Origin of the sequence: Ramlibacter aurantiacus, assembly GCF_016722895.1 — a bacterium.
In the GTDB taxonomy this organism is placed as follows: Bacteria; Pseudomonadota; Gammaproteobacteria; order Burkholderiales; family Burkholderiaceae_C; genus Ramlibacter; species Ramlibacter aurantiacus.
In genome coordinates, this window is the sequence record NZ_JAEQNA010000007.1 from 110,451 (window position 1) to 127,515 (window position 17,065).

Here is a 17,065-nt window from a genome sequence, read left to right on the forward strand (position 1 = left end):
CCGGATGACCACCGCCCGACTCTCCGTTCCCAAGGAAAAGATCAAGTTCGTCCTGCTCGAGGGCATCCACGACTCCGCCGTCCAGACACTCAAGGACCACGGCTACACGCAAGTCGTGACGGCGCCCAAGGCGCTGGTGGGTCCCGAGCTGGTCGAGCTGATCGCCGATGCGCACTTCCTGGGCATCCGCTCGCGCACCCAGCTCACCGCCGACGTGCTGGAGAAGGCCGGCAAGCTCACCGCCATCGGCGCCTTCTGCATCGGCACCAACCAGATCGACCTGCAGGCGGCCCTGCGCCGCGGCGTGCCGGTGTTCAACGCCCCCTTCTCCAACACCCGCAGCGTGGCCGAACTGGTGCTGGCCGAGATCATCATGCTGATGCGCGGCATCCCGCACAAGAACGCGGTGCTGCATCGCAATGGCTGGGTCAAGAGCGCCGCTGGCTCCTACGAGGTGCGCGGCAAGACGCTGGGCATCGTGGGCTATGGCCACATCGGCACCCAGATCGGCGTGCTGGCCGAGCACCTGGGCATGCAGGTGGTGTTCGTCGACATCGAAGCCAAGCTGCCGCTGGGCAATGCCCGGCAACTGCCCTCGCTGGACGCCTTGCTGCAGGCGGCCGACGTGGTCACCCTGCACGTTCCCGAAACCCCAGAGACGAAGGACATGATCGGCGCCGCCCAACTGGCCCGCATGAAGCCGGGCAGCCACCTGATCAACGCCTCGCGCGGCACGGTCGTCGACATCGAGGCGCTGGCCGATGCGCTGCAGCGCGGCCACCTGGCCGGCGCGGCCATCGACGTGTTCCCGGTGGAGCCGCAGGGCAACGACGCGCGCTTCGAATCGCCGCTGGTCGCCTTCGAGAACGTGCTACTCACGCCGCACATCGGCGGCTCGACCGCCGAGGCGCAGGAGAACATCGGCCGGGAGGTCGCCGCCAAGCTGGTGCGCTATTCGGACAACGGCTCCACCGTCACCGCGGTGAACTTCCCGGAGGTGTCCCTGCCCGGGCACGCCGGCCGCTCGCGCCTGCTGCACATCCACCGCAACATTCCCGGCGTGATGGCCCAGGTGAACGAGCGCTTCTCCAAGGCCGGCATCAACATCGCCGCGCAGTACCTGCGCACGAACGACGAGGTGGGCTACGTGGTGATCGACGTCGACAGCGACTCGAGCCGCGTCGCGCTGGACGAGCTGTGCGGCGTGCCGGGGACCATCCGTTGCCGGGTGTTGTACTAAGCCCGGGGGGGGGCGGCACCAGAGGCCCGGCGAAGCCGGTTCCTCGGTGGCACTGGCGGGGCCGGCCGCTTGGCGGCGGCGTAGCGGTGCTAGCCCGGCTCGCGAAGGCTGGGCCCGGAGCGTCTTGCCCGGTGTTCGACCCCTCACCCGCTGTTCGCCGAATCCGGCTCCGCTTCTGGCGGCGGCAGGTCGATCAGCTCGCCAACCTCGGGCAGCACCGTCGGCGGCACCGGCGCGAGCTGCTCTGAGTCGAGCTGGTGCGAGAAGTTTTGCACCGAGTCGCGGCGCCGGTTGCGGTCTTCGGGAAGCGTGGGGCCGCACTGGATGTAGAGCGCCAGCAGCTCGGCCAGGTGCTTGAGCGCCTCGATGTGGGTGCGCTCGTAGCCGTGGGTCGCATCGGTCCCGAAGCACAGCAGCGCGGTGCGCACGTCGGCGCCGGCGCTCACCGCGGAGCCCGCATCGGAGTGATAGAAGGGGAACACGTCGCGATGGCTGGGGATGTCGTGCTCGGCGCACATGCGCAGCAGGCGGCGCGTGAGGTGGTAGTCGTGCGGGCCGGCCGAATCCATCATCGGCACGGTCACGCCGAACTCGCGCGCGCCCTGCCCCGGGGCGACGGGGCCGATGTCGACACCGATCACCTCGCTCACGTCTTCCTCGATCACGGCGCGGGCACCGGAGCCGACTTCCTCGGACAGGGTGAACACCGGGTGGCAGTCCATCGGGACATCGACCCCGGCGTCCTTCACCGCCTTGATCGCCGCCAGCACCGCCGCGACCCCGGCCTTGTTGTCCAGGTAGCGCGAGACGATGTAGCCGTTGTCCAGGACTTCAGGATTGGCGTCGAAGGCGACGAAGTCACCCACCTGGATGCCCAGCGCGGCCACGTCGGCGGCGGACCCGATGTCGTGGTCCACGCGCAGCTCCAGCTGGTCCCAGCGAACTGGCTGGCTGTCGATCTCCTCGTTGTAGACATGGCCCGAGGCCTTGAGCGGCAGGACCGAACCGCGGTAGCGGCCGGTGTCCGTGAAGAGCGTGACGCGGCCACCCTCGGCCCAGCGGCTGGACCAGGTGCCGATGGGCATCAGCGACAAGCGCCCCGACGGCTTGATCGCCCGCACCATGGCCCCGAGCGTGTCCAGGTGGGCGACGATGGCGCACGACGGGGTCGGCGTGCGGCTCTTGGGCAAGGTGCGGCGCAAGATGCCGCGGATGGTGCCGCGGCGGGTGAGCTCGTAGGCCACGTCCATGCGATCGAGCTGTCCGCCGGTGTAGTGGACGATTTCATCGGTCAGGCCCGCGGGGCTGGGAATGGCCAGCAGCTCCAGCAGCGTGGTGCGCAGGTAGTCGAGGTCGATGTCGAGCTTGCGGGTCACGGCGAATTCAGGCGGAGAAAGGAAACAGCAGGTCGACGAACCGTTGCGCGGTCGGTTGCGGCTCGTGGTTGGCCAGGCCCGGCCGCTCGTTGGCTTCGATGACGACGTAGTCCGGCTCCTCCGGCGAGGGCACCAGGAAGTCCAGGCCCACCACCGGGATGCGCAGGGCCCGCGCCGCGGTCTCGGCGGCTTCGCGCAGCGCCGGATGCAGCTGCGCGGTGACGTCGTGGATGGTGCCGCCGGTATGCAGGTTGGCGGTCTTGCGTACCTGCACCGCACGACCTTCCTCCAGCACCGACTCCAGGGTCAGCCCCTGGCCGGTGAGCACGCGCTCGGTTTCGGCATCGACCGGGATCCGGCTCTCGCCACCCGTGGCGGCGGCCCGGCGCGCACTCTGGCGCTCGATCAGCTCGGCCACGCTGGAGCGGCCATCGCCCACGATCTCGGCGGGGCGGCGGATGGCCGCGGCGACCACCTTGTAGCCGATCACGATGATGCGCAGGTCCTGTCCAGCGCAGAACTCCTCGATCACCACGTGCCCGCCCTCCCGGGCGGCCCGCTCAACGGCCTCGGCCAGGTGCGCCTCGTCGCGCACGTCCACGCTGATGCCGCGCCCCTGCTCGCCCATCGCGGGCTTGACCACCACCGAGCCGCACTGGCGCAGGAACTCCGCATTGGCCTGAGGGTCGCCGGCGGTGCACTGGTGCGGCACGCGCAGGCCGGCCGAGGCCAGGCGCCTGAGGGTCAGCACCTTGTCCTGGCACCAGGTCATGGCGACGCCGCCGGTGAGCTCGGTCAGCGATTCGCGGCACAGCATCTCGTGGCCGAAGTGACGCAGCTTGAAGATGCCGGCGGCGGCATCGATCACCTCCACGCTGATGCCGCGGCGTCGCGCCTCGTCCACGATGAGGCGCGCGTAGGGGTTCAGGCCGTCGACTTCGGCGGTACTGGTGAACAGGCGCTCGTTGATCAGGTTCTTGTGCTTGACGGCGAAGCCGGGCACCTGCTCGAAACCCAGCTTGCGGTAAAGCCCGATCGCCTGCTCGTTGTCATGCAGCACCGAGAGGTCGAGGAAGTGGCGGCCGCGCCGGGCGAAGTGCGCGATGAGGTACCGGGTGAGGGATTCGCCGGTGCCCGACACCCGCGTCTGCGGGTCCACCACCAGGCACCACAGGCTGCTGCCCCCGGCGGCATCGCCGAAGGCCGCCACGTGGTCCACGCCCAGAGCCGAACCGATCACCTCACCGGTGCGCTCGTCTTCGGCCACCAGGTAGGTGAGGCCTTCGCTGTGCCGCTGCGCCCACACGACGACCGGGTCCAGCGGCACCATGCGGCGCATGGCATAGAGCCGGTTGATGGCCGCGATGTCGGCCCGCGTGCTCAGCGGCCGCACCGACACGCCCGCGGCCTCGGGCTCCATGGCGGCGTCCCGGGCCTGCAGCGGCCGGCGGAAGATGAACGACGGATCGAGGAACAGCTCGCTCGGCGCTTCGGCCAGCACCAGTTGCGGCGCCTCCACGTAAAGCGCGATGTCGCGCCGCCCCGGCTGCTCCTCGCGCAGGGCCTGCACCAGGTCCTTGGCCGAGGCGAAGCTCGGCGCGTACAGCAGCCGGCCCCAGCCGCAGTCGATCATGAAGGGCCGGCCCGGGCCACTGCCGGTGCCGGTGCCGGTGCCGGCGGCCTGCGGCTGCGGCTGCGTGGCGGACGTCGTCGCGACCGGCGCGGCGTGGGCCAGCGGACCGACGCCGTGCGACGTGGGCTCGAATGCTTCGGCGGACATGGGAGATCGTTCCTTCAAATTCGGTGGGTCTGCAGCCAGGCTTCCAGCAGGGCGGCCTGCCACAGCTTGGAGCCGCGCAGCGGGGTGATGTGCGAATCGGGCTGGTCGAACATGCGATCGATGGCTTCGCGCCGGAAGATGCCGCGGTCGCGCGCGGCCTGTGAGCCCAGGATGTCGCGCACGTAGCCGAGGAAGTCGCCACGCAGGTACTTCAGCGCCGGCACGGGGAAGTAGCCCTTGGGCCGGTCGATCACTTCAGCCGGGATCACCTGGCGCGCGGCCTCCTTCAGCACGTGCTTGCCGCCTTCGGCGATCTTGTGGCGCGCCGGGATGCGCGCGGCCAGCTCCACCAGCTCGTGATCGAGGAAGGGCACCCGCGCCTCCAGGCCGAAGGCCATGGTCATGTTGTCGACGCGCTTGACCGGGTCGTCCACGAGCATCACGGTGGTGTCGATCCGCAAGGCCCGGTCGATGGCGCTGTCGGCGCCCGGTTCGGCGAAGTGCGCCTGTACCAGCTGGCTGCTCCAGTCCTCGCTGACCCAGTGCGGCATCAGCAGCTCGCGCATTTCCTCATGGCTGCGGTCGAAGAACACGCGCCGGTAAGCGGCGGCCGCGGCAGCCGGGCCGGGGTCGTCGATGGCGGCCATGGGCGGGTACCAGTGGTAGCCGCCGAACACCTCGTCGGCGCCCTGGCCGCTTTGCACCACGCGGCTATGGCGCGAGACCGCCTGCGACAGCAGGTAGAAGGCCACCGCGTCGTGGCTCACCATCGGCTCGGCCATCGCGCCGATGGCCTCGGGCAGGGTCTGCAGCAACAGGTCGCCCGGGATCTGCATCTTCTGGTGCACCGTCCCGTAGTGGCGTGCCACCAGGTCCGAGTAGTGAAATTCGTCGCCCGCCTCCTCGTCCACCGCCTCGAAGCCGATCGAGTAGGTGCGCAGGTCGGAAGTGCCGGCTTCGGTCAGCAGGCCGGTGATGAGGCTGGAGTCGAGTCCGCCCGAGAGCAGCACGCCCACCGGCAGGTCGGACACCAGCCGGCGCTTGACCGAGACCCGCAGCGCATCGAGCACCTGCGCCTTCCAGTCGTCGAAGCTGCGGCGCTCGTCCTCGGCACTGCGCTGGAATGACAGCGTCCACCAGCGCGCCTGCTCCAGGCGGCCGTCGGGGTACACGGTCACCAGGCTGCCCGGGGCGAGCTTGCGGACCCCGCGCAGGATGGTCAGCGGCGCCGGCACCACCGCATGGAAACTGAGGTAGTGGTGCAGGGCCTGCGGGTCCAGCTGGGTGTCCACGCCCTCCCCCACCAGCAGCGCGGGCAGGGCGGACGCGAAGCGCAGGCGCTTGGCATCGGCGGTGTAGTAGAGCGGCTTGATCCCGAGCCGGTCGCGCGCCAGGTGCGTGATGCCGCTGTCACGCTCCCACAGCGCGAAGGCGAACATGCCGTGGAAGCGGTGCAGGCAGCGCGGCCCCCACTCTTTCCAGGCCTTCAGGATCACCTCGGTGTCGCCGGTCGAACTGAAGGCGTGGCCCTTGGCGGCCAGTTCGCGCCGCAGCTCGTGGTGGTTGTAGATCGCACCGTTGAAGACGATGCCCAGTCCGAGCGCGTTGTCGACGAAGGGCTGGTGCGCGCGCAGGCTCAGGTCCATGACGCTGAGCCGGCGGTGGCCGAAGCAGCGGCCACCGAGGCTGAAGACCCCTTCCCCGTCGGGCCCACGGCGCGACTGGGACTCGGTCATGTCGATCACGGTCCGGACATCGGCGAATCCGCCGTCGAAACGAAGTTCTCCTGCCAGGCCACACATGGCTTTGCACTCCTCATGAGGTGGGTCGTCGCACACCCGAGCGGGCCGGCTCGGCCATCGGGCTGGGGCACGGCGTGCCGTGGAACGGGAGGCGGCCCCTGGCGGCCTGCCCGCCCGTGCCGCGAAGGGCCGCGGCATCGGCGTCAACGTGATGATGCGGCCATCGTAGGCGGCTGAGGCGTCCGCGACTTGCTGCTGTAACCAGACGCATCCGGCGCACGCGGCGCGCACGCCACCGCCAGCGTCAGCGCGGCCGCAGGTTCCTCTTGCGGCGCCTGTCGCCGCGGTTTGAAATGGCAGGTCCTCGAACCGCTGCACGGAGCCCACGCCATGAACCCCAACCAGGCACTTTGGGAGAAAGGCGATTTCACCCGCATCGCCGCGGCCATGCGCGAGAGCGGCGAAGCCCTGGTCCGCGACATCGGCATCCGTGCGGGTGCCCGGGTGCTGGACCTCGGCTGCGGCGACGGCACCACCGCCCTGCCGGCGGCGCAGGCCGGCGCCCAGGTGCTGGGCGTGGACATCGCCAGCAACCTGGTGGCCGCCGGAAACCGCCGCGCCGCCGAGGCCCAGCTCTCCGAACGCCTGCGGTTCCAGCAGGGCGACGCGTCGAACCTGCAGCCCCTGGAGAGCGGCCGCTTCGACTGGGTGGTGAGCATCTTCGGCGCCATGTTCGCGCCGCGGCCGCATGACGTGGCCCGCGAGATGGTGCGCGTCACCCGGCCGGGCGGCCGCATCGTGATGGGCAACTGGATCCCCAACGACCCGACCCTGGTGGCGCAACTGCTGCGGATCAGCGCGTCCTATTCGCCGCCTCCGCCCGAAGGCTTCGTCAGCCCGATGACCTGGGGCGTGGAAGACCAGGTGCTCGAGCGCTTCGGCGCGGCCGGCGTGGCGCGGGAGGCGGTCGCCTTCCAGCGCGACACCTACACCTTCCGGTACCCGGGGCCGCCGCCAGCCTACGTCGACCTGTTCCGGCGTTACTACGGGCCGACCATGAATGCTTTCGAAGCCGCGGCGAAGGCCGGCCGCGAAGAAGACCTGCGCCGCGACCTCGAGGCCCTGTTCGAGAGCCAGAACCGGAGCCCTGACCCAGGGCGCACGGTCATCCCGGCCACCTTCCTGCGGGTGACGGTGCAGGTGGACGGATAAGGCGGCTCAAGCCGCCCCGTCGCGCGAGACCTGCAGCAACCGCTGCACGAGCGGGTGCTGGATGCGACGCTCGGCCGAGATCAGGTAGAAGTGCTCGACCACGTCCGGGCACTCGCCCAGCAGCCGCAGCCCCGGCTCGTGCATCAGCTCCTCGTGCGACCAGCGCGACGCCGGAAAGGCACCCATGCCGCTGCGCCCGAATGCCGCCAGCAGCGCGCTGTCCTCGAACTCGCCGGCAACCCTGGGCCGCAGGTTGCTCCGCTCCAGCCACTGGTCCAGCCGCGCCCGCACCGCCACTTGCCCGGTGGGCAGCAGCACCGGCATCTGCGCCAGGCAATCGGGGAAGGGGCCGGCATGCCGGCCGGCGAGCGACGCGGGCGCATACCAGGCCAATGGGGCTTCACCCAGCCGGTGGCTGTACAGCCGCAGATTCGGGTTGGCGGGCGCCGAACGGTCCGAGAGCACCACGTCCAGCCGGTGCAGCGCCAGATCACTCAGCAGCCCCTCGATGTTGTCCTCCAGGCACAGCAGGCGCACGCGCGGGTCCTCCAGCGCCGGCTGCAGCAGGTGCCGCACGACGAGCTTGGGCAACCCATCGGCGATGCCCACGGCGAGCCGCAGGCCCTGGCCGGTGGCGGCCTCGCGCACGGCAGCGGGCAATTGCTCGCCGAGCTGGAAGATCTGGTCGGCGTGGGCCATGGCGACGATGCCGGCGTCCGTCAGCGCAATACCACGCCCGGCAGGCCGGAACAGCGAATGCCCTAATGTCTGCTCCAGCGAGCGCACCTGGGCGCTGACGGTCTGCACCGCCATGCCCAGCCGTTCGGCTGCCCGGGCCATGCCGCCCTCCTTGGCCACAACCCAGAAGTAATACAGGTGCCGGAAATTGATCGGAGAGGCCATGGGGCCGCAGTGTGCCCGCACGCAACCCGCTTGAAAGCCGCTCAGGTTCGGTTTTCCCTGAGTTGATTGCAGGGATGTTCTGCTTTTTCCTGGGGCCTTCTGCCCTTAGTCTCCGTCTACCTTTGTCACGTGTTGGAAGGACACTTTCATGAGAAAAGCTCTAGGCCTGTTCACGGTGGTTCTGGCCCTCGGGATGGTCGCCATGGACGCCGAGGCCAAGCGTCTCGGCGGCGCCCGCTCCAGCGGCATGCAGCGGCAACAGGTGGCAGCGCCGGCCAAGCCGCCCACCAACACGCCGGCGCAGACACCGGCCGGCCAGCCCGGCGCAGCGCCCGCGACCGCGGCCAGTGCGGCGCCGGCCGCAGCCGCTGCAGCGCCGGCGGCCGCAGCAGGCGCGCGCCGCGGGATGATGGGACCGATCGCCGCCATGGCCGGGGTGCTGGGCCTGGCGGCCCTGGCCTCCTACTTCGGCTTCGGCGAGGCGTTGGCCAACATCCTCATGATCGTGCTGCTGGGCGTGGCGGTGCTGGTGGTGATCGGCCTGGTGATGCGCAAGCGCCAGGGCGGCGCCCGGCCGGCGATGGCTGGCGCGGGTGCCGGCGCGGGCGGCTTCGGCGGTCGTCCGGATCACGCGACCTACCGCCAGTCCAGCGAGGGCTCGACGATCGGTTCGCGCATCGGCGGCGGCATCGGCTCGCGCGTGACCGGGGTGTCGACCACGCCCACGGGACAGATCCCGGCCGACTTCGACGTGGAAGGCTTCGTGCGCAACGCGAAGACGCACTTCATGGCGCTGCAGGCCGCCAACGATGCGGGTGACCTTTCGCGGCTGCGCGAGTACCTCACGCCCGAGATGTTCGAACAGGTGCGCGCCGACCTGCACGAGCGCGGCAGCGCGCCGCAGCAGACCCAGGTGTTCGGCCTCGATGCGCAGGTGCTCGACGTGGCCCAGGAACGCGGCCAGTGGGTGGTCAGCGTGCGCTTCACCGGCAGCGTGCGCGAGCAGGCCGGCGCCGTGCCCGAGGACCTGGACGAGATCTGGCACCTGACCAAGCCGGCCCAGGGCAGCGGCGGCTGGGTGGTCGCCGGCATCCAGCAGGCCTGAGCCCTCGAAAGCACCGGTAAGCGGCGGAACTCACGAAGTCCCGCCGCGTCCTAGTCCGCAAGATCGGAAAGGCAAGCCATGTGGAAACGAGTGACCCTGCTGTGGACGCTGGTGCGCGGTGACGCGCGGCGGCTGTGGTTCGCGCTGCGCCATCCGGCGGCTCCCGGCTGGCTCAAGATCGGCACGGGGCTGATCGCGCTTTACCTGCTGTCCCCGATCGACCTGGTTCCGGACGTGCTGCCCTTCATCGGGGTGGTGGACGACCTGGTGCTGGTGCCGCTGGCGATCCGCTGGCTGCTGAACCAGCTGCCGGCCGAGATCGTCCGCGACGCCCAGCGCAGCGGGCGCTGAGTCAGGCGCTGTCCAGCGCCTTGGCCACGCGGTTGACGAAACCGTGCACCCGTGCCGGATCGATCCAGCGCACCACCACCACGGCCTGGTGCGCGGGATCGACCCACACGTAGTGGCCACCCGCGCCCACCATGAACACGCTCTGCGGGCTGGCCGCGGCAAACAGGCGGCCATCGCGGTTGAGCCATAGCAGCCAACCGTAAAACGGCGCGATGGTGCCGGGCTGGCTCATCCGGGCAATCCATGACGCCGGCACCAGTTCACGGCCGCCGAAGCGCCCCTGGTCCAGCACCAGCTGCCCGATGCGGGCCTGGTCCCGCGCGCCGATGGAGACGCCGCCGCCCCAGTGGCTGCCCCCAGGCACCGAGGGCATGCGCCGGCCGTCGATCTCGACCCAGGCGTCGTCATATGGCGCCCAGCGCCAATCGGTCCCGCCACCCAGGGGCTCGAGGATGGCCTCCTGGAACACCTGCGCCAGCGGCTGGCGGAACAGGTGCAGCAACGCCAGCGAAAGCTGGTTGATCCGCACGTCGTTGTATTCCCAGTAGCTGCCCGGTGGCTGCAGGCCGCGCGGTTCGCCCTTGCGGCCGGCCGGCGGCTTGGGGTCGTGCGCCACCTGGCGGTGGTGTTCCACGTGATCGGGCAGGCCGAAGCACTCGCCCTGCCACTCGCTGGTCTGTGCCAGCAGATGGGTCCAGGTGATGGTGCGGTTGTGTGCGCTGTCGAAACCGATGCCCGACAGCCGCTGGCCCACCGGCTCGTCGGGATCGGGCAAGAGGCCGCGGCCATGAGCCACGCCGGCCAGCAGCGCGAGATAACTCTTGGCGACACTGAAGGTGAGGTCGGCCCGCTCCGGTTCGCCCCAGCTCGCCAGCTCCTGGCCGGCGCGCCACACCACGCCGGAGACGCCGCCGCGCGCGTGCACCGGCCCGCGCAAGCGGTTGTACGGTGGTGGGTCCTCATGGTGCACGCCCCAGCGCGCCGGATCGACGGCGGGATCGCGGGGCCACGGAACCTCATGCGCGAGGGCGAACTGGATGGCGTCGTCGAAAGCTTGGGACATGGGCCCGAGGATAGCCAGCCACGCGGGCGGCCGGCGTCATCCGAGGCTGTGCTTGCCATCCGCGAAATCCGCCCTCCACCGCCACGAATCAAGCGGGCTCGGTGCCGCGGCGGCAGCCTGGCTGGTCTGTGCGCGGGGCGGACGCGGATCCGCCAACCTCGCCCAACTCGCGCCCTCGAACTCGTTTAAATCAGCGGGTGACATGCCGGCAGCATCCAGCAGCGTGGCCACTCGGATCTCGCCCCCCATCCAGGGGAACGGAATGCGGGGCGCATGAGACGCCTGCTGCGCTGGCGGCACGTCCGCGCGGCTGATCCAGGTCATGGCCGAAGCGAGCAACTCACCCAGCCTCTCCACGGGATCGCCGCCCCACGGCTGCTCATGGCCTCTCATCAGGTCCAGCAACGCACGTGCACCGTGCCTCACCAGCTCTGGCGTGGTGCGTTGCTGCGGGAGCTGCAGCAAGCGGGGGATCAAGCCGATGGCCTCCTCTCGCGCCTCTTCGGAGTGCCCTCCGGATTGCGCGACCGCATGGATCAACAGACGCGTCTCCAGGGGGCCGGTGAGGCCATCGGCGAACACCCGGGCTGGCGTCTCACGATGTTGGCTCAGGCCGTGCGCCAGCTGGACATAGAGCCGGGCCCGCCGCGTCAGCGGCTCGGCTCCCAGGATGCGCCGGATCTCGCCGATCTGCCTGGGCTGGAGCACCCGCGGCGCATGCAGACACGCTGCGACCGCACCTTGAGCCGCGACCGGCAAGCTCAGGTGCGGCTCGAGCACCAACAAGCTGTCCAGCGGCAGGGTTCGCCAAGCAAAGGCGTCGGCCCATCCGCGTGCGCCGCCCAGGTCTCCCCCCCGGCGCCGCTCGGCGTCGATCACGCGTTGCGTGTCCCGCGGCGTGGGGTCGCAAGGCATCGCGATGAAGGCGCGTCGCAGCGGCGAGGCGCCCGCAGCAGCCGGTCCCACCCCGTCATTGCGCGGGTGCGCGAGTTCGGCCAGCAGAGCGCTCGGGCCACCGGGCCCGACGTGCTGCACCGACTCGATCAGTCTCACGATGGCTTGCATGCCTGCCGCGACCACATCCTCTTGTCCCTCCTGGTCCAGCAGCACGGCCCGGTAAATTGCGATGGCCTCACGGGCCGTCCGCTCATCGACCGTGATCAGCCCCAGGCAGCGCTCCAGGTGGGCGAGGGCCGCCTCCACCTCCACGGGACGTGTCAGCCGGAAGACCAGACGCAGGGTCGAGGCGGCGGTGGCCGTGCCCGGCGTGAGCAGAGCCATGAAGGCCGTCCCCAGCTCCTCGCGCAGGTCCTCGCCCGGCTGCGCGCGGCGAAGCGCACGCATCACCCGAACCAGGTTGTCGACGTGTTGGGGGTTTCTCATCCACGAAAGCGCCCGCGGCAGTGCCTTGCGCAGCACCGACAGCGCCTGTGCGCCGGTCAGGCCCAGCGATTGAGGGTCCAGTCCATCGATCAACTTCGCCCGCATGTCATCGTCACACCCGTTCAGGCGCAACTGAGTCGACACGACCTGGCTCAGCATGTCGATCAGGTTCGTCGCGTCCAGGGGGGTTTCGAAGTCTGCCTGTCTGCGCACCAGCAGATGAATGCGTTCGAACACGTCATCCAGGCCCTCGGGAGTCAAAGCGTGCCCAGTGGCCTGTTGCACGATCCCGTTCAACTGCAGGTCGCCCGACTGTTGCCGCAATCGCCCCGCCAAGTCGGCCTGCAGCCGGCGAGCCCGGTACTTTTCATAAAGCAGTCCACAGCAGAGGCTGACGGGCCCAAGGGGGATAGCCGCAGTGACGACAGTTGACAACACATCGTCCTCATCGAGCGCACCCGTCGCCCTCGCCGCAGCGCCAACCAAGATGGGCAACACTGATAGCACGGTCCAGGCGGTCATGCACACGACACGTCGGTCGCTCAGGTGCAGGCGGTTCTGCCCTGGGGGCACCGGCTCAGGAGGCGGTCGAATCGGCACCGCCACGTGCGGGGGTGCCGCGGCAGCCGGGGCATCCCGCACGGCTTGCTGCCTGACATAGGGGGTCAATCTCGAATCCATGAGCGCCTCGGTGATATGCGCGGCGAGCTGCGCGCGAGACGCTGTGTCGCCACCAGCCGGCGGCGGTTCCGAAGAAATATCCAGCCTTGCCTGTCGGCGCGTTATCCGAGCGCGTGTTTGCCATCGCCGGCGAACGGTGCCCAGTCGGCGCCCGGCCGCGCCGGACGACCCGCCGCCGGGGCACCGCCCGCGGGTGTTCGCCTCCGCGCCTGGTCCAGGTCGGCCAGCGTCGGCCAGCTCGAGACGCCCGATTCGCCCAGGTGTTCGGGCGTGAGGCCGGCGTCCTGCAGCAGCGTGCCCAGGCCACCGATCTCACGGCCCATCCAGGGGTGCAGGATGCGCGGCGCCTTTTCCCGCGCAGGCTTGTCGGCGCGGCTGATCCAGGTCATGGCCGACACCAGCGCGTCAGTCAGCACCTCGGCCAGCGTGTCGATCGCGTCGGGTCCAGCTATCGGGCCCACGCCGCCGCCCATCAGGCCGATCAAGGCGCGTCCGGCCTGCTTGACCAGCTCGGGTGTGGTTTGCCGTTGCGGCAGCTGAAGCAGCCGGGGAATCAAGCCGACCGCCTCTTGTCTTGCTGCTTCGGACGTTCCTGCGTGTTCCGCCACCGCATCGATCAACAGCCGCGTCTCCATCGGGGCAGCCAGGCCGTCGGTGAACACACCGGCGGGCGTCTCACGATGCCGGCTCAGCCCCCGCGCCAGCTCGACGTAGCGCTGGGCCCGCGTCACCGGCGGCTCGGCTCCCAGGACGCGGCGCAGGCCATCGACGTGGCGGTGCTCGAGCTTGCCCGGGGCCTGCAGGCACGCCCGAATGGCACCCTCGGTCGCCACCGACCGGGTGAGGTACGGCTCGAGCACGAGCAAGCTGTCCAGCGGCATGGGCTGCTGGACATAGACGTCGGCCCAGCCAGGCGCCAGTGCGCCGCCCTCACGGTGCGCTGCGACCAGTGCGTCGAGCAGGACGGGGCGGCCACCGGCGCCAACATGCTGCGCCGATGCAAGCAAGCGACCCATGGCCCGCGCCCGCTCGGCAAACGCGACCTGCCCCGCCTCATCCAGCAATCGGCGGCAGATCTCCACCGCAACTCGAGCCACCCGTGCATCGACCGTGAGCCGCTTCAGGCAGGCACACAGGTGGCCCACCGCGGCGTCGGCGGCGACTGGCCGGGTCAGCCGGAAGACCCGCTGCAGGGTGGGCGCCGCAGCGGCCATGCGCGGGGCCAGCAGGTCCAGGCGGGCGGCATCCAGCGCCTGGCGAATCCCCGCTTCGTGGTGCAACGACTGGGTCAGCAGGTTCATCGCACCGGCCAGGTTGGCGACGTGATCGGCGCAGAGATAAGGCAGCGCGTGAGGCAGCGCCTGAGTGAGCACGGACAGTCGCTGCGCGCCCGTCAACCCCAGCGAAGCGTGACCCAGCGCAACGACGAGCAGCTCACGCCTTTCGTTGGCACAACCGCTCCATCGCAACTGGGCGCCGATCACCTGGCTCAAGCTGGCGAGCAGATCAGGCACCGCCAAGGGGGTGCCCGCGTCGCGCTGCCTCTGGGCCAGCAGGTGGATGCGGCCGAAGACGTCGACGAGACCCGTTGACGAAAGCGAATGCCGGCTCGCTGGTCCAGCGATGTCCTGCAACTGCTCGGCACCCGACCGGCCGCTCGGGTGTTCGACGAGTGGCGTCTCCCGCCGGCGCGCGCTGAGGAACTGGCCCGCCAGGTGAGCGCCCACGTGGAGCGCGACCGAAGCGATGATGGGCGCCGCCACGCCCATCGTGGTTCCGCAAAAGGCCATGACAGACCGGCCGTGCAGGGGAAGTCCGAGTTGGCTCGGTGGCTGGGGTTCTCGCACCGGCCTCACCGGAACCGCCACATGATCGGCGGCCGCGACCGCCGGCAAGGCGGCACGTGAAGCCGAGGGGGCCCCGCGCTGGGGGGCTGATGCGTGCATGGGTGTCTCGCTCCTGCGCGGGCGGTTGCGCGCAAGGCCATGGGTCACCTTGGGCGGGCCAGCGGTTCCCCGACACCGGCAACACGGGGGAACGCGCCCTGGCGAGCTGGGCGGCTACACGTTGAACAGGAAGTTCAGCACGTCGCCGTCCTTGACGACGTACTCCTTGCCTTCGCTGCGCATCTTGCCGGCGTCCTTGGCCGCCTGCTCACCGCCCAGGCGCACGTAGTCGTCGAAGGCGATGGTCTGAGCACGGATGAAGCCGCGCTCGAAATCGCCGTGGATCACGCCGGCCGCCTGCGGCGCCGTGGCCCCGATGGGGATGGTCCAGGCGCGCACTTCCTTCTCGCCAGCCGTGAAGTAGGTCTGCAGGCCCAGCAGCCGGAAGGCAGCGCGGATCAGGCGGTTCAGGCCCGGCTCGGTCTGGCCGATCTCGGACAGGAACAGGGCCTTGTCCTCGTCGCTCATGTCGGCCATGTCGGCTTCCATCTTGGCGCAGATGGCCACCACGGGGGCGTTCTGCGTGGCCGCGTACGCCTCCAGGCGCTCCAGCAGCGGGTTGTTGTCGAAGCCGTCCTCGGCCACGTTGGCCACGAACATGGCGCGCTTGGCGGTGATCAGGCACAGCGGCTTGAGCAGGGCTTGCTCCTCGGTGCTCAGCTCCATCGTGCGCACCGGACGTCCTTCGTTCAGCGCCGCCTGCACCCGCCCCAGCAGCGGCACCAGCTTGGCGGCTTCCTTGTCGTTGCCACTCTTGGCGGCCTTGGTGTAGCGCTGCAGGGCCTTGTCGACCGTGCCCAGGTCGGCCAGGCACAGCTCGGTCTGGATCACCTCGATGTCGGCCACGGGATCGACCTTGCCCGCCACGTGGATCACGTTCGGGTCTTCGAAGCATCGGACCACGTTGACGATGGCGTCGGTCTCGCGGATGTGCGCCAGGAACTGGTTGCCCAGGCCTTCACCCTTGCTCGCACCGGCCACCAGCCCCGCGATGTCGACGAACTCGACGATGGCCGGCACCACCCGCTCGGGCTTCACGATCCCGGCCAGCTGGGCCAGCCGCGGGTCCGGCACCTCCACCACGCCGGTGTTCGGGTCGATGGTGCAGAAGGGGTAGTTCTCGGCGGCGATGCCCGCCTTGGTCAACGCATTGAAGAGGGTGGACTTGCCGACATTGGGCAAGCCGACGATGCCGCATTGGAGGCTCATGGGATGGCTCGGGGCTTGGAAGGCGCGGCCGGCGTGCGCGAGGTGGAAGCCGGGGGCGCCGGGGATGGAGGAAGCCGCCGATTGTATCGGCCGGCCCCGTGCCGATCAGGGCTGGGTAGTCCGCTGAATCGCTGGAATGGCACCCCCAGGTGAAGCGAGACGGGATGCAATGCAAGGCGCAAACCGCAGCGATACCGCCCTGGTATCGCGAGGATTTGCAAGGCCGCAGTGCGCCCGTATCGCGCAGCATGGGGGTGCTCTTTCGGCGATGCAGTGGGCTAGCATCGCGGGTTCCCAGGAGATGCCCCATGAAAGCCAGGTCCCTGCAAGACCTGCAGGCCATGCAGCGCAAGCTCGCCGAGGACCGTGCACGGATCGCCACCGAACAGGAAGCCGAGCGCCAGGCCCGGCAGCGGGCGCAGGCCGAGAAGAACCTCTTCCAGCGCGCGGCGGGCCCGGTGCAGCCGCTGGCCCGGCCGCACGGCCGCGTGATGCTGGCGCCCGAGCCACCGCCGCCGGTCCCCACCCAGCAGCAGCTCGACGAGCAGCGGGTCCTGCGCGAGGCCATCAGCGACGAGTTCGATGTCTCCACCCTGCTGGAGGTGGACGACACGCTGAGCTTCCGCCGCCCCGGCGTGGGCCCGGATGTGACACGCAAGCTGCGGCGCGGCGACTGGAGCATCCAGCGCGAGATCGACCTGCATGGGCTGCGCCGCGAGGCCGCGCGCGAGGCGCTGTCGGGCTTCATCCGTGAAGCGCACCGTCACGGCCTGCGCTGCGTGCGCGTGGTGCACGGCAAGGGCCTGGGTTCGCCGGGCAAGGCGCCGGTGCTCAAAGGCAAGGTGCACAGCTGGCTGGTGCAAAAGCAGGAGGTGATGGCTTTCGTGCAGGCCCGTCCTGCCGAAGGCGGAGCCGGCGCGCTCGTGGTGCTGCTCAGGCCGGCCAGCGCGGTGGGATGACTCAGAAGCTGTGAACGAATTCGGCGCGTCCGAGAAGGCCGCCACGACGGGGCCAATCAAAGCGCAAAGCGCAGCCATAGCTCGGGCTATGGCGAGCATTTGCAACGCCGAGTGG

General features: G+C 70.0%; 13 protein-coding genes. 5 read left to right on the forward strand and 8 right to left on the reverse strand.

The features are described 5' to 3' along the window. The first annotated feature begins 4 nt into the window (after positions 1-4). Positions 5-1,240, forward strand: coding sequence for a phosphoglycerate dehydrogenase (gene serA, locus JI739_RS17710; RefSeq protein ID WP_201685266.1), 1,236 nt, complete (start codon positions 5-7; stop codon positions 1,238-1,240). 143 nt (positions 1,241-1,383) lie between these two features. Here the strand turns inward: serA and JI739_RS17715 are convergent, their stop codons facing one another. Genes JI739_RS17715 through JI739_RS17725 form a run of 3 tightly spaced genes read right to left on the reverse strand, consistent with a single transcriptional unit; the run spans position 1,384 to position 6,198 of the window. Further along, complete coding sequence (locus JI739_RS17715; RefSeq protein WP_201685267.1) at positions 1,384-2,616, reverse strand: osmoprotectant NAGGN system M42 family peptidase; 1,233 nt, start codon at positions 2,614-2,616, stop codon at positions 1,384-1,386. A 7-nt stretch (positions 2,617-2,623) separates the two neighbouring features. After that, complete coding sequence (ngg, locus tag JI739_RS17720; protein ID WP_236589834.1) at positions 2,624-4,396, reverse strand: N-acetylglutaminylglutamine synthetase; 1,773 nt, start codon at positions 4,394-4,396, stop codon at positions 2,624-2,626. Positions 4,397-4,410: 14 nt separating this feature from the next. After that, entirely contained in the window at positions 4,411-6,198 is a 1,788-nt protein-coding gene (locus JI739_RS17725; RefSeq protein WP_201685268.1) for an N-acetylglutaminylglutamine amidotransferase, read from the reverse strand. Between the two features lie 330 nt (positions 6,199-6,528). On the opposite strand from JI739_RS17725, the gene JI739_RS17730 reads away from it, so the two are divergent. Then, entirely contained in the window at positions 6,529-7,350 is an 822-nt protein-coding gene (locus tag JI739_RS17730; RefSeq protein WP_201685269.1) for a class I SAM-dependent methyltransferase, read from the forward strand. 6 nt (positions 7,351-7,356) lie between these two features. Here JI739_RS17730 and JI739_RS17735 read toward each other — a convergent pair whose 3' ends face one another. Continuing rightward, positions 7,357-8,253 (reverse strand): LysR family transcriptional regulator, encoded by an 897-nt coding sequence (locus JI739_RS17735; RefSeq protein WP_201685270.1) that lies wholly within the window; start codon positions 8,251-8,253, stop codon positions 7,357-7,359. Between the two features lie 148 nt (positions 8,254-8,401). On the opposite strand from JI739_RS17735, the gene JI739_RS17740 reads away from it, so the two are divergent. Then, positions 8,402-9,358: a Tim44 domain-containing protein gene (locus JI739_RS17740; protein WP_201685271.1), complete on the forward strand. Its 957-nt coding sequence runs from the start codon at positions 8,402-8,404 to the stop codon at positions 9,356-9,358. Positions 9,359-9,436: 78 nt separating this feature from the next. Next, complete coding sequence (locus tag JI739_RS17745; RefSeq protein ID WP_201685272.1) at positions 9,437-9,709, forward strand: YkvA family protein; 273 nt, start codon at positions 9,437-9,439, stop codon at positions 9,707-9,709. A gap of 1 nt (position 9,710) precedes the next feature. Here the strand turns inward: JI739_RS17745 and JI739_RS17750 are convergent, their stop codons facing one another. From JI739_RS17750 to ychF, 4 genes are all read right to left on the reverse strand, one after another. Then, positions 9,711-10,772, reverse strand: coding sequence for a serine hydrolase domain-containing protein (locus JI739_RS17750; RefSeq protein ID WP_201685273.1), 1,062 nt, complete (start codon positions 10,770-10,772; stop codon positions 9,711-9,713). A gap of 36 nt (positions 10,773-10,808) precedes the next feature. Beyond that, entirely contained in the window at positions 10,809-12,677 is a 1,869-nt protein-coding gene (locus JI739_RS17755; protein ID WP_201685274.1) for a hypothetical protein, read from the reverse strand. 260 nt (positions 12,678-12,937) lie between these two features. Further along, a complete protein-coding gene (locus tag JI739_RS17760) occupies positions 12,938-14,626 on the reverse strand; it encodes a hypothetical protein (protein WP_201685275.1) in 1,689 nt (562 codons plus the stop codon). Between the two features lie 270 nt (positions 14,627-14,896). After that, positions 14,897-15,991, reverse strand: a complete 1,095-nt coding sequence (gene ychF / locus JI739_RS17765; RefSeq protein ID WP_201685276.1) for a redox-regulated ATPase YchF — start codon at positions 15,989-15,991, stop codon at positions 14,897-14,899. Positions 15,992-16,299: 308 nt separating this feature from the next. Here ychF and JI739_RS17770 point away from each other — a divergent pair, with 308 nt between their 5' ends. Further along, on the forward strand, positions 16,300-16,950 hold the full coding sequence (locus tag JI739_RS17770) for a Smr/MutS family protein (protein WP_201685277.1): 651 nt from the start codon (positions 16,300-16,302) through the stop codon (positions 16,948-16,950). The last annotated feature ends 115 nt before the right edge of the window (positions 16,951-17,065 follow it).